This window comes from Rhodovulum euryhalinum, assembly GCF_004342445.1.
Taxonomy (GTDB): Bacteria; Pseudomonadota; Alphaproteobacteria; order Rhodobacterales; family Rhodobacteraceae; genus Rhodovulum; species Rhodovulum euryhalinum.
This window is the reverse complement of the sequence record NZ_SLWW01000004.1, coordinates 34,535-54,395: the sequence shown is the minus strand read 5'-3', so window position 1 is coordinate 54,395 and position 19,861 is coordinate 34,535. Positions and strand designations below refer to the sequence as shown.

22 protein-coding genes are annotated in these 19,861 nt (G+C 68.3%); 7 read left to right on the top strand and 15 right to left on the bottom strand.

All coding sequences use genetic code 11. The features are described 5' to 3' along the window. Positions 1-7 precede the first annotated feature (7 nt). From EV655_RS06010 to iscR, 5 genes are all read right to left on the bottom strand, one after another. The gene (locus tag EV655_RS06010; protein ID WP_132543252.1) at positions 8-319 is read right to left on the bottom strand and encodes a heavy metal-binding domain-containing protein; all 312 of its coding nucleotides are present in this window, start codon (positions 317-319) and stop codon (positions 8-10) included. Positions 320-329: 10 nt separating this feature from the next. After that, a complete protein-coding gene (locus EV655_RS06005) occupies positions 330-599 on the bottom strand; it encodes a hypothetical protein (protein WP_132542872.1) in 270 nt (89 codons plus the stop codon). Then, positions 599-2,140 (bottom strand): Fe-S cluster assembly protein SufB, encoded by a 1,542-nt coding sequence (sufB, locus tag EV655_RS06000; protein WP_132542870.1) that lies wholly within the window; start codon positions 2,138-2,140, stop codon positions 599-601. The genes EV655_RS06005 and sufB overlap by 1 nt, the downstream gene beginning before the upstream one ends. A gap of 55 nt (positions 2,141-2,195) precedes the next feature. Continuing rightward, positions 2,196-3,242: a cysteine desulfurase family protein gene (locus EV655_RS05995; protein WP_132542868.1), complete on the bottom strand. Its 1,047-nt coding sequence runs from the start codon at positions 3,240-3,242 to the stop codon at positions 2,196-2,198. A 67-nt stretch (positions 3,243-3,309) separates the two neighbouring features. Further along, a complete protein-coding gene (iscR, locus tag EV655_RS05990) occupies positions 3,310-3,771 on the bottom strand; it encodes a Fe-S cluster assembly transcriptional regulator IscR (RefSeq protein ID WP_132542866.1) in 462 nt (153 codons plus the stop codon). A 149-nt stretch (positions 3,772-3,920) separates the two neighbouring features. Here iscR and EV655_RS05985 point away from each other — a divergent pair, with 149 nt between their 5' ends. Beyond that, complete coding sequence (locus EV655_RS05985; RefSeq protein ID WP_132542864.1) at positions 3,921-4,574, top strand: alpha/beta hydrolase; 654 nt, start codon at positions 3,921-3,923, stop codon at positions 4,572-4,574. Between the two features lie 14 nt (positions 4,575-4,588). After that, the gene (locus EV655_RS05980) at positions 4,589-4,864 is read left to right on the top strand and encodes a hypothetical protein (RefSeq protein ID WP_207901934.1); all 276 of its coding nucleotides are present in this window, start codon (positions 4,589-4,591) and stop codon (positions 4,862-4,864) included. A gap of 33 nt (positions 4,865-4,897) precedes the next feature. Here the strand turns inward: EV655_RS05980 and EV655_RS05975 are convergent, their stop codons facing one another. Together EV655_RS05975 and EV655_RS05970 are read right to left on the bottom strand one after the other, a co-directional pair. Then, complete coding sequence (locus EV655_RS05975; RefSeq protein WP_132542862.1) at positions 4,898-6,451, bottom strand: methyl-accepting chemotaxis protein; 1,554 nt, start codon at positions 6,449-6,451, stop codon at positions 4,898-4,900. Further along, positions 6,448-6,768, bottom strand: coding sequence for a hypothetical protein (locus EV655_RS05970; RefSeq protein ID WP_132542860.1), 321 nt, complete (start codon positions 6,766-6,768; stop codon positions 6,448-6,450). The genes EV655_RS05975 and EV655_RS05970 overlap by 4 nt, the downstream gene beginning before the upstream one ends. Before the next feature lie 301 nt (positions 6,769-7,069). Here EV655_RS05970 and EV655_RS05965 point away from each other — a divergent pair, with 301 nt between their 5' ends. Continuing rightward, positions 7,070-8,281 carry an NADP-dependent isocitrate dehydrogenase gene (locus EV655_RS05965; protein WP_132542858.1) on the top strand — a complete coding sequence of 404 codons (1,212 nt, stop codon included), beginning with the start codon at positions 7,070-7,072 and terminating at the stop codon, positions 8,279-8,281. A 184-nt stretch (positions 8,282-8,465) separates the two neighbouring features. Here the strand turns inward: EV655_RS05965 and EV655_RS05960 are convergent, their stop codons facing one another. From EV655_RS05960 to EV655_RS05945, 4 genes are all read right to left on the bottom strand, one after another. Continuing rightward, a complete protein-coding gene (locus EV655_RS05960; protein WP_132542856.1) occupies positions 8,466-8,861 on the bottom strand; it encodes a Rid family hydrolase in 396 nt (131 codons plus the stop codon). A gap of 4 nt (positions 8,862-8,865) precedes the next feature. After that, the gene (clpX, locus tag EV655_RS05955; protein WP_132542854.1) at positions 8,866-10,131 is read right to left on the bottom strand and encodes an ATP-dependent Clp protease ATP-binding subunit ClpX; all 1,266 of its coding nucleotides are present in this window, start codon (positions 10,129-10,131) and stop codon (positions 8,866-8,868) included. A 145-nt stretch (positions 10,132-10,276) separates the two neighbouring features. Next, on the bottom strand, positions 10,277-10,909 hold the full coding sequence (locus EV655_RS05950; RefSeq protein ID WP_132542852.1) for an ATP-dependent Clp protease proteolytic subunit: 633 nt from the start codon (positions 10,907-10,909) through the stop codon (positions 10,277-10,279). A 129-nt stretch (positions 10,910-11,038) separates the two neighbouring features. Beyond that, positions 11,039-11,524: a MarR family winged helix-turn-helix transcriptional regulator gene (locus EV655_RS05945; protein WP_132542850.1), complete on the bottom strand. Its 486-nt coding sequence runs from the start codon at positions 11,522-11,524 to the stop codon at positions 11,039-11,041. 284 nt (positions 11,525-11,808) lie between these two features. Between EV655_RS05945 and ectA the strand changes: the two genes are divergently transcribed. Genes ectA through EV655_RS05925 form a run of 4 tightly spaced genes read left to right on the top strand, consistent with a single transcriptional unit; the run spans position 11,809 to position 15,562 of the window. Next, positions 11,809-12,348 carry a diaminobutyrate acetyltransferase gene (gene ectA, locus EV655_RS05940; RefSeq protein WP_132542848.1) on the top strand — a complete coding sequence of 180 codons (540 nt, stop codon included), beginning with the start codon at positions 11,809-11,811 and terminating at the stop codon, positions 12,346-12,348. 49 nt (positions 12,349-12,397) lie between these two features. Then, positions 12,398-13,684 (top strand): diaminobutyrate--2-oxoglutarate transaminase, encoded by a 1,287-nt coding sequence (ectB, locus tag EV655_RS05935; RefSeq protein WP_132542846.1) that lies wholly within the window; start codon positions 12,398-12,400, stop codon positions 13,682-13,684. Positions 13,685-13,688: 4 nt separating this feature from the next. Further along, positions 13,689-14,078 (top strand): ectoine synthase, encoded by a 390-nt coding sequence (locus EV655_RS05930; RefSeq protein ID WP_132542844.1) that lies wholly within the window; start codon positions 13,689-13,691, stop codon positions 14,076-14,078. A 50-nt stretch (positions 14,079-14,128) separates the two neighbouring features. Beyond that, positions 14,129-15,562: an aspartate kinase gene (locus EV655_RS05925; protein WP_132542842.1), complete on the top strand. Its 1,434-nt coding sequence runs from the start codon at positions 14,129-14,131 to the stop codon at positions 15,560-15,562. Between the two features lie 178 nt (positions 15,563-15,740). Here the strand turns inward: EV655_RS05925 and EV655_RS05920 are convergent, their stop codons facing one another. From EV655_RS05920 to EV655_RS05905, 4 genes are all read right to left on the bottom strand, one after another. Beyond that, a complete protein-coding gene (locus EV655_RS05920; protein ID WP_132542840.1) occupies positions 15,741-16,376 on the bottom strand; it encodes an ATP-binding cassette domain-containing protein in 636 nt (211 codons plus the stop codon). Further along, positions 16,373-18,058, bottom strand: coding sequence for an ABC transporter permease (locus tag EV655_RS05915; RefSeq protein ID WP_132542838.1), 1,686 nt, complete (start codon positions 18,056-18,058; stop codon positions 16,373-16,375). The genes EV655_RS05920 and EV655_RS05915 overlap by 4 nt, the downstream gene beginning before the upstream one ends. Positions 18,059-18,065: 7 nt before the next feature. Beyond that, a complete protein-coding gene (locus EV655_RS05910) occupies positions 18,066-19,274 on the bottom strand; it encodes an ABC transporter substrate-binding protein (protein ID WP_132542837.1) in 1,209 nt (402 codons plus the stop codon). 108 nt (positions 19,275-19,382) lie between these two features. Continuing rightward, positions 19,383-19,826, bottom strand: a complete 444-nt coding sequence (locus EV655_RS05905) for an ion channel (RefSeq protein WP_132542835.1) — start codon at positions 19,824-19,826, stop codon at positions 19,383-19,385. Between the last annotated feature and the right edge of the window lie 35 nt (positions 19,827-19,861).

The window sequence follows — 19,861 nt, the reverse complement described above, 5'->3', positions numbered from 1 at the left end:
TCTTTCCCTAGGCAATGGTAACGGCGGTGCCCGAGGCGGACACCATCAGCATGTTGTTGATCACTTCGTAGTCGAGATCGACGCCGACCACGGCATTCGCGCCCATCGTCCGGGCACGGTCTTCCAGCTCGCGCAGCGCCGTCGCGCGGGCCTCGCCCAGCGACGCCTCGTAGGCGCCAGAGCGGCCGCCGATGATGTCGGTGATCCCGGCAAAGATGTCCCGGAACACGTTGGCGCCCAGGATCGCCTCGCCCACGGCGATGCCGTGATAGGCGGTGATGGTCTTGCCCTCGATGCTGGGGGTGGTGGTCACGATCATCGTATCTTTCTCAGTCATCATCAGCCCAGCGCCAGCGCCAGTTACTGCTCGTCTTGCGCCGGGCGATCACGATAAACCCAAGCGCCAGAACGGTGGTCAGCAGCAAATACAGCGCCACCTGCCAGAACAGCGCCACACCCAGCCGCCCCAACGGGCCGAAAACCGCAATCGCCACAAGCCCCAGCAGCAGCGAAAAAACAGCCACCGCCGCCCAGCCCTTCCAGTTTGCCGGGAAGGCACCATAGCCATGCGTCTTTGGCACAAACCACGACGAGCCCATCAGCCGACGCTACCTTCCAACGAAATTGCCACCAGCTGCTGCGCCTCCATCGCGAATTCCATCGGCAGCGCCTGCAGAACCTCCTTGCAGAAGCCGTTGACGACAAGCGCCACCGCCGCTTCCTCGTCCATCCCGCGGCTTCGGCAATAGAACAGCTGGTCGTCGTCCACCTTGGACGTCGTCGCCTCGTGTTCCACGCGGGACGAGTTGTTGCGCACCTCGATATAGGGCACCGTATGCGCCCCGCAGGTGCTGCCGATCAGCAGGCTGTCGCACTGGGTATAGTTGCGGCTGTTCTTGGCCTTGGGGTGCATCGAGACCAGCCCGCGATAGGTGTTCTGCGCGTGGCCCGCGCTGATCCCCTTGGACACGATGCGGCTCCGGGTGTTCTTGCCCAGATGCACCATCTTGGTGCCGGTGTCGGCCTGCTGCCAGTTGTTGGTGATGGCGATCGAGTAGAATTCGCCCTGGCTGTCGTCGCCGCGCAGTATGCAGGAGGGATATTTCCACGTCACGGCAGAGCCAGTTTCCACCTGCGTCCACATCACCTTGGACCGGTCGCCCCGGCAGTCGGCACGCTTGGTGACGAAGTTGTAGATGCCGCCCTTGCCGTTCTCGTCACCGGGATACCAGTTCTGGACAGTGGAATATTTCACCTCGGCATCGTCCAGCACCACGATCTCCACCACCGCGGCGTGCAGTTGCGCGATGTCGCGCTGGGGTGCGGTGCAGCCTTCCAGGTAGCTCACATAGGCGCCCTTGTCGGCGATGATCAGCGTACGCTCGAACTGGCCGGTGTTCTCGGCGTTGATGCGGAAATAGGTCGATAGCTCCATCGGGCAGCGCACGCCCGGCGGCACATAGACGAACGACCCATCCGAGAAGACAGCGCTGTTGAGCGTGGCATAGAAGTTGTCCGACTGCGGCACGACGCTCCCGAGGTACTTCCGCACCAGGTCGGGATGCGTCCGGATCGCCTCGGAGATCGAACAGAAGATCACGCCCGCCTTTTCCAGCTCCTTCTGGAAGGTGGTGCCCACCGACACGCTGTCGAAGACGGCATCGACGGCGACCTTGCGGCCCTCGGCGGGCGCGTCCTCGGCCCCCTCGACACCGGCCAGGATCATCTGCTCCTTCAGCGGGATGCCCAGCTTCTGGTAGGTCTCCAGCAGCTTGGGATCGACCTCGTCCAGCGACTTGGGCTTTTCGGCCATGCTTTTCGGCCGGGCATAGTAATACTGCGCCTGGAAGTCGATCTCGGGATAGTCGACCATCGCCCATTTGGGTTCTTCCAGCTGCTGCCAGCGCCGGAAGGCCGCCAGCCGCCAGTCGGTCATCCACTCGGGCTCTTCGTTCTTGGACGAAATCAGCCGCACGATGTCCTCGGTGAGACCCATCGGCGCGTAGTCCATCTCGATCTCGGTCTCCCAGCCGTACTTGTACTTGCCGGCCATCGACTGGACGGTCTCGACCGTCTCGCGGTCGACACCTTCACGAACTTCGCTTGCCTCGCCGCGATCGGCATTGTCCAAAGCAGCCATCTGATCCTTCCGCCTTTTCCTGCCGGCCCCGCGCGGGGCACCGGTCGATCCTCGTTCAGCCCGCCCGGGCCCTGACCCGCGCCGCCGCCGCAAGCCAGGCCTCGGCAAAGCGCGCCACGTCTTCCTCCGTCGTGCCCGGGCCAAGCGAGACCCGGATCGCCGAGGCCGCCACGTCCTTGCCCAGCCCCATGGCCCGCAGCACGCGGCTGGCACGCAGCTTGCCCGAGGAACAGGCCGACCCCGCGGAAATCGCGAACCCGGCCAGGTCCATCTGCATCACCTGCGTCTCGCCCTTCCACCCGGGTGTGGCGAAACACGACGTGTTGGGCAACCTTTGCGCAGCTTTCCCGACAAAAATAGTCTCATTTGCGCCAGCCACAACGGTATTTTCTAGAATATTTCTAAGATGCTCGATTTCTACCCATTTTCCAGCAGAAATTTCCGCCTGCGCCGCTTCCGCAGCCGCCCCGAAACCCGCGATTCCCACCACGTTCTCGGTTCCGGCCCGCCGGCCGAGTTCCTGCCCGCCACCCCGGATTCGCGCCGCGACCTCGGTCCCGCGCCGCAGAACCAGCGCACCGATGCCCTTTGGCCCGCCGATCTTGTGCGCCGAAACCAGCGCCATCTCGCAGCCCAGCCAGTTGACGGCGACCGGCAGCTTGCCGAACGCTTGCGTCATGTCGCAGACCGCGAGGCCCACGGGCAGGTCCTGGATCACGCCGGTCTCGGAATTGGCCAACTGCAACGCCGTGCGCGCCGGATCGCGCACCGTCACCTGGCCCGCGCTGTCCACCGGCAGGCAGGCGTCCACCCAGGCGGCGACCGAATCATGCTCGATATCGCCCGCCTCAAGGCCGCGGCCGGCACAGGCCAGCGCCGCCGCCTCGCTCGCCCCCGAGGTAAAGACGATCTCGGCCCCCTCGGCCCCCAGTGCCGCGGCCACCTGCGCCCGCGCGCGCTCGACGATGGCCCGCGCCGCGCGCCCCTCGGCATGCACGCTCGACGGGTTGCCCACCACATCCATCGCCGCGATCATCGCGGCGCGCGCCTCGGGCCTCAGCGGTGCCGTCGCGTTCCAGTCCAGATAGACGCGCCCGCCCATGCCCTGTCCTTCTTCTGGCCTCAAGTATCCCGGGGGAGTCCGCGTCAGCGGACGGGGGCAGCGCCCCCTAGTCGTCGTCCACCACCTCGAACAGCGCCGGCACCGCCGGGCAGGGGGCAAGATCGTTCGCCGTCACATCCGACAGCCGCGTCTGGTGCAGGAACACGTAGACATGGGCCGACAGGCTTTCCCACAGCCGGTTCGCCAGCGACTGCGCCCGGCTTCCCGACAGCCCGCCCGACACGCCCGCCCCCTTGTGCATCGCGCTGACCGTCTCGTCCACGGCGCCCAGCACATCCACCACCCGGATCTCCGAGGCCGGCCGCGCCAGGCGATAGCCGCCCCCGGGCCCGCGGACCGACTCCACCAGCCCGGCACGCCTCAGCTTGACGAACAACTGCTCGAGATAGGGCAGCGAAATGTCCTGGCGCTTCGATATCTCGGCCAGCGAGACCAGATCGTCGCCCCGCTGCAACGAAAGGTCGACCAGCGCGACCATCGCATAGCGGCCCTTGGTGCTCAGTTTCATCGGGGCCCTCCCGCAAACGGTTGACGCAGCGCAGGCGGGCTATTACCTCGGGATGCACCCTGGGCCCGCGCCCGCCGGGTGTTTTTGTCCTTATGAAGCCCGGCCCTTCGCGTCAAGAATGGCGGGCCCCCGCAAACGAGAAGAACGAAATGCCCGAGGTCATCTTTCCCGGTCCCGAAGGCCGTCTCGAAGGCCGCTACCATCCGCAGAAGGACCGGGACGCCCCGATCGCGATCGTGCTGCACCCCCATCCGCAGTTCGGCGGCACGATGAACAACCGGGTGGTCTACAACCTGCACTATGCCTTTCACCGGATGGGCTTCACGGTGCTGCGCTTCAACTTCCGCGGCGTCGGGCGGTCCCAGGGCGAATACGACCAGGGCATCGGCGAGCTGTCGGATGCGGCGGCCGCGCTCGACTACCTGCAATCGATGAACCAGAATGCCAAGCATTGCTGGGTCGCAGGCTTTTCCTTCGGCGCCTGGATCGGCATGCAACTGCTGATGCGGCGGCCCGAGATCACCGGGTTCGTGTCGGTGTCGCCGCCCGCCAACATGTACGATTTCTCGTTCCTGGCGCCCTGCCCGTCCTCGGGGCTGGTGATCCACGGCACCGCCGACCGCGTCGCGCCGCCTGCCGACACCCGTGCGCTGGTCGACAAGCTGCACGAGCAGAAGGGCATCACCATCACCCATGACGAGATCGAGGGGGCGGATCACTTCTTCCAGGATCCGCACATGGGCACGATGATCGATCACGTGACCGCCTATGTTAAGCGGCGCCTGACCGAGGGCACGCGCTAGCGGGGGACGGGAAAATGTCGCTGCTGGACGATCTTGCCGACGCGCTGGCCCGAGAGGCGATCGAGGTGGCCGAGCAGCTTGATGACGAGCGGCTGATCGACGAGATGTCCAAGGCGATCGGCGAGTCCTCGCCCACCACCCAGGAAGCCTTCATGACGGCGGTGCGCATCCGCCGCGCGCTCGGCCGGGGCCGGGTCGTGATGGAGCGCAAGCGCGGAACACGTGCCCTGCCGCCGCCGGATCCTGCCCCACCCGGCCCGGTGCCGGACGACGCCGGCCGCGCCGATTAGCCGCATCCGCCGCACCGCCCGCCAGCGGGCGCTTCACGCCACGGCGCGCGCCCGCAGCGCCAGCGGCTGCGCCGCATCCCCCTGCAAGACGAACCCCGACAGCGCGCCGTTCAGCGCGCCCGCGCCCCGGGCCATGCGCGATCCCATGGCCGACATCTCCTCGGCCAGCGCCGCGTTGGTCTGCAGGCTCTGGTCGATGCGCGCCACCGTGCCGTTCATCTCGGACAGTGCCTCCGACTGCGCCCGCGCCGCCTGATTGATCGTGGCCACCCGATGGCTGGCCTGATCGATCTCGACCCCGATCCCGTCAAGCGCGCTGCCCGCCCGCGCCACCAGGTCCGCCCCGTTGGCGACATGACCCGCCGAGGTCTGGATCAGCGTCTTGATGTCTCGCGCGGCGTTGCTGGTACTCTGGGCAAGCGCGCGCACCTCCGAGGCGACCACGGCAAAGCTCTTGCCCGCCTCGCCCGCCCGCGCCGCCTCGATCCCGGCGTTGAGCGCCAGCAGGCTTGTCTGGAACGAGATGTCGTCGATCACCTGGATGATCGAGGAAATCTCGCCCGAACTGGTCTCGATCAATGCCATCGCGCCGATCGCGTCGCGCACCACCGTCGCCGCCTCTGCGGCGTTGCGGGACGCGGCCGCGGCACCGTCGCTGACCTCATGCACGCCATCGGCGGTTTCCGACAGCGACGCGGCAAGATCGCTCAGCGCGCGGGCCACCTCGGTCACGTCCTGGGCCTGCCCCTCGACGCGGCTCGCGACATTGCCCGCCGCATCGGCGATGGCAGCCGCCTCGCGGTGGACATCGGCGGCCGCGGCCACCGCGCCGCCGAGGCTGTCCGACAGCATGGCGACCGCGGTGTTGAAATCCTGCCGCAGCGCCTCATGCGCAGCCGGCAGCGGTGCGGCGATCGCGCAGTGCAGGTCGCCCGCCGCCAGCCGTTCCAGCGCCTTGCTCAGCGTCTCGACGACCAGGTCCGTATCCGCCCCCGCCCGTTCCCCGGCCAGACGGGCCGCCTCGGCCTCGCATGCCAGCGCTTCGGCGGCGGCCTGATTGGTCACCAGGGCGGCGCGCTGGCGCTGTGCGTGCAGCATCGACAGGGTCAGGATCGCGCCCTCGATCACCACGATCGCGCCGTGCAGCACCGTGCGCGCAAGATTGGCCGCCAGATCGGCCGACGGATACACCAGTGCCGGCATCAGGAAACTCAGCGACAGGTGATGTACCGCCGTCACCGCGCAGGCAAGGATCAGCGCTGGCACGCTGCGCATCGTCGAGACCACCGCGAGCAGCGCAAAGAACATCATGTGCGAGTCGATCTGCCATGCATGCCCGGCAAGCGCGGCGGTGAACAGGGCCGACTGGCCGATCAGCGCGGTCGCAATCACCTCGCGCCGCCAGGCGCTGCGGGTCTGGCGGGCAATCACCCCGGCCCCACCCAGCAGCGCCGCAAGCACCAGCACCGGCAGCATCGCGTTGCCCGCGACCCCGGCCGCGATCACCGGGACCGGCACCATGAAGACCAGGACGCGTTCGGCCAGCTTGCAGACGCCATGCTCGGCGGTCAGATCATCGGTGGTCATCGAATGTCCCTTTCGAACCCGCAGAGGATCGGCAGCGCCCCCGCATCCAGCACCGCCCAGGCCCCGGCGGCACGCGCGGCGGCGGGCCGGTCCAGGACCGCGAACCGTGCGATCGGTGCGACCCGGGGGCCGATCTCGTAGCCGCCGCCCGCCGCGATCACCTCGGCCGCGCCCGCACCCCAGGGCGGAACCACCACCAGTGCCGGCCGCCCCGCCGCGGCCGGCCCGGCCATGGCAAGGGTCAGCGGCACCGTGGCGCCGGTCAGCAGCAGCGTCAGGCCCAGCAGGGCAGCATCCGAAAGGGTCGCGCGTTTCATCCCGGCCAATCTGTCCGAACCGGCCTTACCGGACGGTAAAGATGCACCGGCCCGCTTGCGGATTTCACTTGCACCCGGCACCGCCAAAGACCCATTCCGGCACGGCCGCGCAGGGGCGGCAAATGCCGAGGTCACGCGCGGCCGGGAAATGCCAAGGCAGCGACAGTCTCGGCCGCGAACACGTCCCCCGGCGCTGCGGCGCGGCAATATGTATACCAGCGCATACCGCTCTGGTCCAGCGTGCGAAAATGGGCTATGACCCGCTCGATGCGCGATTCCCGCAATCCTGAACGAGGGGCCCATGACGAAGATCAAAGTCGAAAACCCGGTCGTCGAACTCGACGGCGACGAGATGACCCGGATCATCTGGGACTTCATCAAGAAGAAGCTGATCCTGCCCTATCTCGACATCGACCTTCTGTATTACGACCTCGGCATCGAGGAGCGCGACCGGACCGACGACCAGATCACCATCGACGCGGCCGAGAAGATCAAGGAGGTCGGCGTCGGCGTCAAATGCGCCACGATCACGCCCGACGAGGCCCGGGTCGAGGAATTCGGCCTCAAGAAGATGTGGAAATCGCCCAACGGCACGATCCGCAACATCCTGGGCGGCGTGGTGTTCCGCGCGCCGATCATCTGCAAGAACGTCCCGCGCCTGGTGCCCGGCTGGACCCAGCCCATCGTGATCGGCCGCCACGCCTTCGGCGACCAGTATCGCGCCACCGACATCCGCTTCCCCGGCCCCGGCACACTCAGCCTGAAATTCGTGGGCGAGGACGGCACGGTGATCGAGGAAGAGGTCTACAAGGCGCCCTCATCGGGCATCTACATGGGGATGTACAACCTCGACCAGTCGATCATCGACTTTGCCCGCGCCTCGATGAACTACGCGCTGAACATGGGCTGGCCGCTCTACCTGTCGACCAAGAACACCATCCTGAAACAGTATGACGGCCAGTTCATGATCCTGTTCCAGAAGGTGTTCGACGAGGAATTCGCGGACAGGTTCAAGGCGGCCGGGATCACCTATGAACATCGCCTGATCGACGACATGGTCGCCTGCGCGATGAAGTGGAACGGCGGTTTCGTCTGGGCCTGCAAGAACTATGACGGCGACGTGCAGTCCGACACCGTGGCGCAGGGCTTCGGCAGTCTCGGGCTGATGACCTCGATCCTGATGACACCCGACGGCAAGACCGTCGAGGCCGAGGCGGCGCATGGCACCGTCACCCGCCACTACCGCCAGCACCAGAAGGGGCAGGAGACCTCGACGAACTCGATCGCCTCGATCTACGCCTGGACCGGCGGGCTCAAGCACCGCGCCAAGCTGGACGGCAACGACCGGCTGATGCATTTCGCCGAGACGCTGGAGCGTGTGGTGGTCGAGACCGTGGAAACGGGATTCATGACCAAGGACCTCGCGCTGCTGGTCGGACCCGACCAGAAGTGGCTGACCACGATGGGCTTCCTGGAAAAGGTCGACGAGAACCTGAACAAGGCGCTCGCCTGACCCCGACCCACGCCCCGGTCACCGGACCGGGGCGGCAGGGCCCGCACCGTGCGCCGCGGTGACATGCAGGAATAGTCTGGCCAGGACGACTACCGAACGAGGCTGTTCACGAGCGGTCGTCCGGCGGGCGGCCCCCGCGCCACGGTGCGGAAACCTCGTTGCGAGCAGTGCGCGGCGTTCGCCGCTAGACCTGCCCAGCCGAGGGCAACCGGGCGGTCACCTCGATCTCGATCTTCATTTCCGGTTCCTGCAAGCGGGCGGACAGCATCGTCGCTGCGGGCCGGGCCGTCGCGAAGGCGGCCGATACCACGGGCCAGCAGGCAGGCCAGTCGGCCGGATCGGGCAGGATGTAACGGACACGCACCACGTCGTCGAGCGAAGCCCCCGCCTCGGCCAGGGCCGCCGCGATGGTGGCCAGCGCGTTGGCGCATTGCGCCTCGACGGGCTCGGGCATGGTCATCGTTGCATAATCGTAGCCGGTGGTGCCCGCGACGAACACCCAGCCGTCGCAGACCACCGCGCGGGAGTAGCCGATTCGCGCCTCGAAGGGCGAGCCGGTCGAGATCAGGCGGCGCACCATGCGATCACCCCGCGGTCGCGCCGCCCTTCTTCTGGTCGGCATAGATCATCAGCGGTGCGGCGGGCGAGGTCACGGCCTCTTCGTTCACCACCACCTCTTCGACCCCGTCGAGACCGGGCAGGTCGAACATCGTGTCGAGCAGGATGTCCTCCATGATCGAACGAAGTCCCCGCGCACCGGTCTTGCGCGCAATGGCGCGCTTGGCGATCGCGGACAGCGCGTCCTCGGTGAAGGTCAGCTTGACGCCCTCAAGCTCGAACAGGCGCTGGTACTGCTTGACCAGCGCGTTCTTGGGCTCGGTCAGGATCTGCACCAGCGCGGGCTCGTCCAGGTCCTGAAGCGTGGCGATCACCGGCAGGCGGCCGACGAATTCGGGGATCAGGCCGAATTTCAGCAGATCCTCGGGTTCGAGTTCCTTGAACATCTCGCCCACGCCGCGGCTGTCGTTCTCCTTGACATCGGCGCCGAAGCCGATGGCCGAGCCCTTGCCGCGCTGGGCGATGATCTTTTCCAGCCCTGCAAAGGCACCGCCGCAGATGAAAAGGATGTTGGTGGTATCCACCTGCAGGAATTCCTGCTGCGGATGCTTGCGCCCACCCTGCGGCGGCACGCTGGCCACCGTGCCTTCCATGATCTTCAACAGCGCCTGCTGCACGCCCTCGCCCGAGACGTCGCGGGTGATCGAGGGGTTGTCCGACTTGCGGGTGATCTTGTCGACTTCGTCGATATAGACGATGCCGCGCTGGGCGCGCTCGACATTGTATTCGCTGGCCTGAAGCAGTTTCAGGATGATGTTCTCGACATCCTCGCCGACATAGCCCGCCTCGGTCAGGGTCGTGGCGTCGGCCATGGTGAAGGGCACGTCGAGGATGCGCGCCAGCGTCTGGGCGAGCAGCGTCTTGCCGCAGCCGGTCGGGCCGATCAGCAGGATGTTGGATTTCGCCAGTTCGATATCGCCGGCCTTGGCGCCGTGGTTCAGCCGCTTGTAGTGGTTGTGGACGGCGACCGACAGCACCCGCTTGGCATGCATCTGGCCGATCACGTAATCGTCCAGCACCTCGCAGATGTCGCGCGGCGTGGGCACGCCGTCAGTGGATTTCAGCCCGGAGGATTTCGTTTCCTCGCGGATGATGTCCATGCACAGCTCGACACATTCGTCACAGATGAACACGGTCGGGCCGGCGATCAGCTTGCGCACCTCGTGCTGGCTCTTGCCGCAGAACGAGCAGTAGAGCGTGTTCTTGGAGTCGCTGCCTGAAGTCGTCGCCATCTCGGTCCCCTGCGGTCATCTCGCTGCCCATTCGGGCCATTCCGCCCGGACGGCGGCAATCCCTGCCCCGCGCCATGCTACAGCGTAGGGCAGTCCATCCTGAGGCACAACGCCAAATTCCGGGCGGGTCGCCCCGCCCGCGGCGTCAGGCCTTGGCGCTTTCCACGGCGCTGCGGCTTTCGACGATCTCGTCGATCAAGCCCCAGGCCTTGGCCGCCTCGGCATCCATGAAGTTGTCACGCTCAAGCGCGTCGACGACCGTCTGGAACTCCTGCCCGGTATGCTTCACGTAAATCTGATTGAGCCGGTCTTTCAACTTCTGCGTTTCCTGGGCGTGAATCATGATGTCGGTCGCCTGACCCTGATACCCGCCCGAGGGCTGGTGCACCATGATGCGCGAATTGGGCAGCGAGAACCGCGTCCCCGGCGCACCCGCCGCCAGCAGCAGCGAGCCCATGGACGCCGCCTGACCCACCACCAGCGTCGAGACCTTGGGCTTGATGTATTGCATCGTGTCGTAGATCGACAGGCCGGACGTCACCACGCCGCCGGGGCTGTTGATGTACATCGAGATGTCCTTGGTCGGGTTCTCGGCCTCGAGGTGCAGCAGCTGCGCCACGATCAGCGACGACATCCCGTCATGGATCGGCCCGGTGATGAAGATGATCCGCTCTTTCAGAAGCCGCGAGAAGATGTCGTAGGCCCGCTCGCCCCGCGAGGTCTGCTCGACCACCATGGGCACGAGGGTGTTCATGTAATGCTCGATCGGATCGGTCATGTGCGCCTGCCTCAGAGGATGGGGGTGGGGGCCGGCCGGCTCCCGCAAGTTGAGTCTTAGTTCCGCGCCGGGGGGCCTGCAAGGGATAGCGCGATTCCGGGGCCAACTCGGTTAACGGGCGCGCCGGGCTCAGCCCGATGGCGGGTTGCGGCGGATGTCGCCCAGATCGAGCAGCGGCGAGGCGTCGAGATGGCCCGCATCCAGCAGCGCCGCCACCCGCTCCAGCGCGGCGACCAGCATCGCCTGCTCCCAGTCCGGCAGCGCTTCGAAGGCCGCGACATAGCGGTCATGCAGCGGGTCGGGCGCACGGTCGATCGCCTCGCGGCCGGCCTCGGTGATGAAGATATTCATCTGCCGCCGGTCGGAATCCGACCGCCGCCGCTCGACCAGGCCCTTGGATTCGAGCCGGTCGATCAACGTCGTCATCGTGGGCTGCGACACGCCCATCCGCGCCGAGATCGCCTTGGGCGTGCTTTGCCCCGTCTCGGCGACGATCTGCAGGACGCGGATCTGCACCGCGGTCAGCCCCGCGGCCCGGGCCAGTTCACGGCCGTAAAGCTCGGTCGCGCGCAGGATGCGGCGCAACGCGATCAGGCTGATATCCGAACGTTTCAAGGCGCCTCCTGTCACAATCTGACGAACCGATTTCACCGATCCGCGCCGCGCGCAAGGGGGGACAATTCGCAAGACGAAGCACTTGCCATCCACTCAACTTCGTTAGACGAAGCATATATGGGCCGCGCCCACCCTATCATCCCCCTATTACACGGCGAATTTTTGATATTTTTATTGCTTTATAGCGCACACTTGCGGCCAACGCTCGCAAAACAGCTTCGGCTATTGAAATTTATGATGACTAACTATATATCGTTGCTCAAGTGAACGGAGGACAGTATCCCATGGCCGAGACCATCGACGCGACGCCGCTTGCCCGAACCGCGCCCATCACCTTTCGCATGCCGACCGATGCGGACGGCCCGGAGGTCTGGGCGCTGATCCGCGCGTGCAAGCCGCTGGACGAGAACTCGCTCTACTGCAACCTGATCCAGTGCGATCACTTCCGTGACACCTGCATCCTGGCCGAGATCGACGGCCAGGTCGTAGGCTGGATCTCGGCCTATCTGGTGCCGTCCGACCCCGAGACGCTGTTCGTCTGGCAGGTCGCGGTGTCCGATCGCGCGCGCGGGCGCGGGCTGGGCCGCAAGATGCTGTTCGAACTGCTGGACCGCGAGGCCTGCGCGGGCGTGATGCGCCTGAAGACCACGATCACGCCGGACAACGCCGCCTCGTGGGGGCTGTTCCGCGGGCTGGCCCGCCGCCTTGGTGCGCGGCTGACCGACGAGCCGCATTACAAGCGCGAGGACCATTTCGAGGGCCGCCATGCCACCGAGCACATGGTCACCATCCGGCTGGCCGAGACGCTGCGCCTGGCGGCCTGACCCGCCCTGCCCTCGCCCGCTTGCCGAAACGAACCGAAAGGGATTTTCCATGTCGACTGTTCCGACAGCCGAGACCGACATCTATGAACGACGCGAATCCGAAGTGCGGTCCTACTGCCGCAGCTTTCCCGTCAGCTTTGCCCGCGCCGAGGGCGCGACGCTGACCGATGCCGACGGCAATTCCTATATCGACTTCCTGTCCGGCTGTTCGTCGCTGAACTATGGCCATAACGACCCCGACATGAAGGCCGCGCTGGTCGATCACATCCAGCGCGACGGAATCGCGCATGCGCTGGACATGCATACCGAGGAAAAGGCCGCGTTCCTGGACGCGTTCGAACATCACATCCTGCGCCCGCGCGGGATGGAGCACCGGGTGATGATGACCGGCCCCACCGGCACCAACGCCGTCGAGGCGGCGATCAAGCTGGCACGCAAGGTGACCGGGCGGCGCAACGTGGTGGCCTTCACCAACGGCTTTCACGGCATGACGCTGGGCGCGCTGGCACTGACCGGCAATGCGGGCAAGCGCGCGGGCGGCGGCGTGTCGCTGCCCGACGTCACCCACCTGCCCTACGAGAACAGCATGGGCGACGAGGTTGAAACGCTGGAGCTGATCGAGACCCTGCTCGCCAACCCCTCCTCCGGGATCGAGCCGCCCGCGGCCTTCGTCGTGGAACTGGTACAGGGCGAGGGCGGGCTGAACGCGGCCTCCTGCGAATGGGTGCAGGGCATCGCGCGGATCGCCCGCGAGACGGGCGCGCTGCTGATCGTCGACGACATCCAGGCGGGCATGGGCCGCACCGGCAGCTTCTTCAGCTTCGACCACATGGGGGTGGAACCCGACATGGTGACGCTGGCGAAGTCGCTGTCGGGCTTCGGGCTGCCCTTCGCCTGCGTGCTGGTCCGCCCCGAGCACGACATCTGGAAACCGGCCGAGCATAACGGCACCTTCCGCGGCAACACCCATGCCTTCGTGACCGCCCGCGTCGCGCTGGAAAAGTTCTGGGCCGACGATACGCTGCGCAACCAGATCGCGCTGAAATCCCAGGTGCTCGAGGAACGGCTGAACGCCATCGCCGCCCGGATCGAGGGCGCCCGGATCAAGGGCCGCGGCATGATGCGGGGCGTCGATGTGGGCAGCGGCGAACTGGCCGGCCGGATCTGCGCGGAATGTTTCCGCCGCGGCCTGATCATCGAGACCTCGGGCGCCCATGACGAGGTGGTCAAGGTGCTGGCGCCGCTGACCATCCCGATGGACGAGTTCCGCGCCGGGCTCGACATCCTCGACCAGGCGGTGGAGACGCTTGTCCCTTTCGGCATGGCGGCGGAGTAGGCCCATGATCGTACGCGACTTTCACAAGCTCAAGGACACCAGCCGTGCGGTCTCGGATGCGCAATGGACCTCTGTCCGCATGCTGCTGGCCGATGACGGGATGGGATTCTCGTTCCACATCACCACGCTGGCCGCGGGCTCGGAACATACCTTCCACTACAAGCACCATTTCGAGAGCGTCTACTGCATCTCGGGGCACGGCGCGATCACGGATCTGGCCTCGGGCGAGACCTTCGAGATCCGCCCCGGCGTCATGTACGCCCTCGACCAGCACGACCGCCACGCGATCCGCGCCGACGAGGATCTGGTGATGGCCTGCTGCTTCAACCCGCCCGTCACGGGGACCGAGGTGCACCGCGAGGATGGCTCCTACGCCCCTGCCCTCGCCGACTGACATTCCCAGACAAGGGCGCTCCCGGGGTCAACCCGGGCGGCGACAGGATAGTGACCAAGCATCCCCATACCGTCGAGAAGATCGGCGGCACCTCGATGAGCCGCGTCCATGAATTGTGCGACACGCTGTTTGTCGGCGACCGAAAGGGCGACGACCTCTATCACCGCGTCTTCGTGGTCTCGGCCTTCGCCGGCATCACCAACCTGCTGCTGGAACACAAGAAATCGGGCGAACCGGGCGTCTATGCGCTGTTCTCGAATGCCGACAACGATCAGGGCTGGTCGGATGCGCTGAACCGCGTCGCCGACGCCATGCGCGCCGCCCATGCGCAGGTGCTGGACCACCCCGGCGATCTGGCCGCCGCCGACGATTTCGTGCGCGACCGCATCGAGGGCGCGCGCTCCTGCCTGATCGACCTGCAGCGGCTGTGCTCCTACGGCCATTTCCGCCTGTCGAGCCACATGGCGGTGATCCGCGAACTGCTCTCGGGGCTGGGCGAGGCGCAGTCCGCCTTCGTCACCGCGACGCTCCTGCGGCGAAAGGGCGTCGATGCGCGCTTCGTCGACCTCTCGGGCTGGCGCGACGAGGGTGAATGCACCCTGGAAGAGCGCATCGTCGAGGGGCTGCGCGACGTGGACCTGTCGCGCGAAATGCCCATCGTCACCGGCTATGCCCAATGCACCGAGGGGCTGATGGCCGAATTCGACCGCGGCTATTCCGAGGTGACCTTCTCGAAGATCGCGGTGCTCACCGGCGCGGCCGAGGCCATCATCCACAAGGAGTTCCACCTGTCCTCGGCAGACCCCAAGATCGTCGGCGCGGCCAATGTCGTGAAGCTCGGCCACACCAACTACGACGTGGCCGACCAGCTCTCGAACATGGGGATGGAGGCGGTCCACCCCAAGGCCGCCAAGATGCTGCGCCAGGCGGGCATCCCGCTGCGCGTGACCAACGCGTTCGAGCCGCACGATCCGGGCACGCTCATCGACGACGCCGAGGGGCGCGCGCCCCGGGTCGAGATGGTCACGGGCCTTGGGGTCTATGCGCTCGAGCTCTTCGAGCAGGACATGGTGGGGGTGAAGGGCTATGACAGCGCCATCCTCGAGGCGCTCACGCGCCACCGGGTGCGGATCGTCGCCAAGACCTCGAATGCCAACACGATCACCCATTACCTGGATGCGGGGCTGAAATCGGTGCGCCGGGTCGAACGCGACCTCGCGGCGCGCTATCCGACCGCCTCGCTGAAGGCGCGCAACCTCGCCGTGGTCTCGGCCATCGGGCGCGACCTCTCGGGCCTCCGGGTGCTCGCGCGCGGGCTTGCGGCACTCGAAGCCGCGGGGATCGACCCCGTCGCCGTCCAGCAGACCACCCGCGACGTGGACGCCCAGTTCGTCGTGCCCCGCGACCGGATGGAGGACGCGATCCGCGCGCTCCACGCCGCGCTGGTCGAGAACCGCACGACCGCCCCGCGCCTGGCCGCCTGAGGCCCGGGCGCGGGGCGCGCGCGCGCCCGCGTGCGCCCCCCGAACCATACCCCCCACCCCCGCGCTCCGGGCCTTCTTCTTGGCCGAAATACCCCCGCGCGGCCGCAAGGCCGCGCCACGCCCAACCCCGGACAAGCGGGGCAATGCCCCGCGCAGCGCCGGGGGCGGGAGCGCCCCCCTACCCGAGCTCGACCACCGCGCCCCCCGCCGCGGCGGCATCGGCCGGGTCATGGGTCACCAGAAGCACCGGCAGCCCGCTTGCCCGGGCGCGTTCGAACACCATCTCGCGCACCTGCGCCCGGAGCCCGGCATCGAGCCGCGAGAACGGCTCGTCCAGCAACAGCGCGCGCGGCTCGGCCAGCAGCATCCGCATCAGCGCGACCCGCGCCTTCTGCCCGCCCGACAGCGTCGCCGGATCGCGCCCCTCGAACCCCGCCATCCCGATCTCCGCCAGCGCCGCGGCCACGCGCGCCAACCGCGCCGCCCGCCCCCGCACCGTCCGCGGCAGGCCGAAGGCCAGGTTGCCGCCGACGCTCAGATGCGGGAACAGCAGTTCCTCCTGGTAGAGGATGCCGACCCGCCGCGCCTCGGGCGGCAGGCGGGTGATGTCGGCCCCGTCCAGCCACACCCGCCCCGCCAGCGCGAACCCGGGCGCCAGCGTGCCCATGATCGCGGCCAGCAGCGTGGACTTGCCCGACCCCGACGGCCCCATCACGCTGAGGACCGTGCCCGGCGCGACCTCCGCCTCCAGCGCCAGCAGCGGCACGCCGAGGCGGGAGATCGCCAGCCCCTCCAGGCGCAGCGCCCCGGTCATGCCGCCCGCATCCCGCGCCGGTTGGCCCAGGCCAGCCGCGGCACCGTCAGCGCCAGCGCAAAGCCTGCCACCACGACGCCCGTCTGCATCAGCGCCGCGACCCCGATCGCCCGCCGGTCCCCGCCCGAGGCCAGCGCCACCGCCTCGGTCGTCAGCGTCTGCACCCGCCCGCCGCCGATCAGCAGCGTCGGAAGGTACTGCCCGACCGAAACCGCAAAGCCGACCGCCGCCGCGGTCAGCACCGGCGCCAGCAACATCGGCAGCCGCACCCGCCAGAACACCGCCCCCGGCCCCGCGCCCAGCGCGGCGGCGACCGTCGCATGCCGCGCATCCCAGGCCCGCCAGGGCGCGGCGAGCGACAGGAACACATAGGGCAGCACGAAGACCAGGTGGCCGAGGATCACCGCCCCCATGCCGGCGTCCACCCCCGCCACCAGCGCGAAGGTCTGCAGCCCCGGCAGGAACGCCACCTGCGGCACCAGCAGCGGCAGGTACAACAGCCACAGGCTGCGCGCGCCGGGGCTGAGCCCGAAGCGGTGCTCGGCCTCCAGGCAGGCCAGCGCCAGCGCCAGCGCCAGCGCCGTCGCCGCGCCCGCGATCCAGACCGTGTCGAGGGCAGGCGCGGCCAGCCCGGGCGCGTGCCGGGCCCAGCCTGTCAGGCTCATCCCGGCCGGCAGCGCGTCGGGAAACGGCCAGAGCCCCGCCACCGACCAGAGCCCGAGCCCCGCCAGCCCCGCGATCACCGCGCCCGCCGACAGCGCGGCAAGCCCCAGGCCCAGGGCGCGCGCCACGCCGTCGCCATGGCGCCGCGCCCCGCCCTCGGCCCAGGCCCGGCCGAGCCGCCCCGCACCGATCTCGCCCAGCCGCCAGAGCCCCAGCGCCGCCAGCACCAGCCCCAGTTGCAGCACCGCCCCCGCCGCGGCCGGCAGCCGCAGCGTCAAGTCGGGATCGGCCATCCAGCGCACCACCTGCACCGACAGGGGCGGCGGCGTCGCGGGGCCCAGGATGATCGCCACGTCCACCACCGTCATCGAATAGGCCAGCACGGCGTAGACCGGCAGCCGCACCTGCGCATAGACCGAAGGGAACACCGCCTTGAGCCAGCCCGTCACCCGGCCATAGCCGAGGCTGCGGGCGATGGTCAGCCGCCGCGCGGGCTGGGCCTGCGGCAGGGCCGCCAGCGTCATCAACAGAAGGAACGGCACCTCCTTGGCGACCAGCCCCGCCACCATCGCCAGCCCCCAGGGATCCTGCACGATCAACAGGTCCGGCGGCCGCTCCCACCCGGTCGCCCAGGGCGAGAGCCCGCGGGCGATCCAGCCCGAGGGCGCGATCAGGAAGGCCAGCCCGAAGGCCGCCGCGGCGTGCGGCACCGACAGCAGCGGCGAGAGCGCGCGTTCCAGCGCCGCCATCACCCGGGTGCCCTGCCAGCCCGCAACGGTCAGCGTGACGAGGACCAGCGAAAGCACCGTCGCCGCGAGACCCGTCGTCACCGACAGCCCCACCGCCCCGGGCAGGCCGGGCCAGGCCGCCAGCGCCGCGAACGGCGCCGGGCTCGGCCCCGTGCCGCCCAGCGCCGGGAACAGACCCAGGGCCGGGGCCAGCGTGCCCAGAAGCCCCGCCGCGACCGGCCCCAGCATCACCAGCAGCGTCAGCAGAGGGGCGGCGCGCAGCGGGCGCATGGCGGCCCTACCGGGCCACGCCGAACCGGGCCTGCCAGTCCGCCTCGATCCGGGTCATCCAGGACGGGTGCGGCTCGGGCAGCGCGGGACCGAGCTGGTCCGGCGAGAGCGTGGCGATGCCAAGCTCCAGCGCCTCGAACCGCGCCCGGTCCTCCGGGGACAGCTTCTCCATCGCCAGCACCGTGCCATAGCCCAGCACGCCCGGATCCTGCGCGCGGGCCTGCGCCTCGGGCGAGAGCAGGAAATCGGCCAGCACCATCGCGCCCGCCTTGGCCGTGGCGTTGTAGGGGATCGCGACGAAGCTGGCATTGCCGATCGTGCCGCCGTCCAGCACATAGGTCCGCACCGTATCGGGCAGTTGCCCGTTGGCGATGGCGGTCGACGCCTCGCCGGGGGAGAACGAGATCGCGAGGTCGATCTCGCCATCGGCCATCAACTGCAATTGCCGGGGACCCGTCTGCGGCCAGGCCCGGCCCTGACGCCACAGATGCGGCGTGAGGTCATCGAGGAACGCCCAGAGCGGCGCGGTCACGGCGGCGTAATCGACCGCCTCGGCGGGCTGCTGCAGGACGGCCGGGTCGTCGACCAGCCCGTAAAGCGCTTGTTTCAGGAAGGTGGTGCCGAGGAAATCGGGCGGCTGGGGATAGGTGAACCGGCCCGGGTTCGCCGCTGCCCAGTCGAGCAGGGCGGGCATGGTCCGCGGCGGGTCGGGCAGGCGGGCGGTATCGTGGTAGAACACCACCTGCGCCATCGCCCAGGGCGCCTCCAGTCCCTCGGTCGGCACGGTGAAATCGGCGGTGACGGCGGGCTTGCCCTCGACATCGACGAAGGCCCAGTTCGGCAGGTCCTCGGCCCAGGGCCCGAACAGAAGGCCCGCCTGCTTCATCGCGGCGAAATTCGCGCCGTTGATCCAGATCAGGTCGACCGCGCCGCCCGCGTCCCGGCCCGCCGTCTTCTCGGCCAGGACCCGGCTGACCGCGTCGGCGGTATCGGCGAGCTTCACATGCTCGACGCGCACGCCGAACCGGTCCTCGACCGCGTCGCCCGCCCAGCGGATGAAGTCGTTGGTGGCGGTCGCTCCGCCCCAGGCATGCCAGTAGACCGTCTGGCCCCGCGCCTCGGCCAGCACGGAGGGCCAGTCCGCGGGGTCGGGATCGGCCAGCGCGGGGGCGGCCAGCGCAAGGCCGAGGGCGGCGGGGAACATGATGGATCGCATGGGCCGGATCTCCTGGTGGCGTCTGCGGCCGTTATGGCAAGCCCGGGCGGCTGCGCGAAGGCCCCTTCGGCAAAATTCCCCGTGAGGCCCGGTCGGCCGCGGGCGGGATCAGCGCTCGTCCACCACGCCGCGTACCTGTTCCGAGCGGACCCGGCGCAGCGCCTCGACCAGAAGGGCGGTGTAGAGCCCGATGTTCAGCAGCCCGTTCGCCGCCGCCATACCGCCGAGGATGCGCCAGTCCACCGGCAGCAGGATGTCGCCGAAGCCGAGCGTGGTGAAGACCACGAGCGAGAAATAGGCTGCGGGTTCGAGCGCGGGAAAGACGCCGAGCCAGAGGAAGGCCAGCGCCCAGAGCCAGACCGACACCGTCATCACGCCCAGAACGGTCAGAACCGCGCTGATCAGCACCACGACCAGTTTCGGCGCGTGCGGACGGCGGACGAGCCAGGGGTTGGCGCGCGTGATCGCCGTTTCGGCCAGCCAGAAGCCCGCGGCCGCGACGAGGATCGTCACGAGGATGATCAGGGTGCCGATGGCGATCTGGGTCAGCATCGCCGAAGATGTGCCCGGTCGCCGCGCCGGCGTAA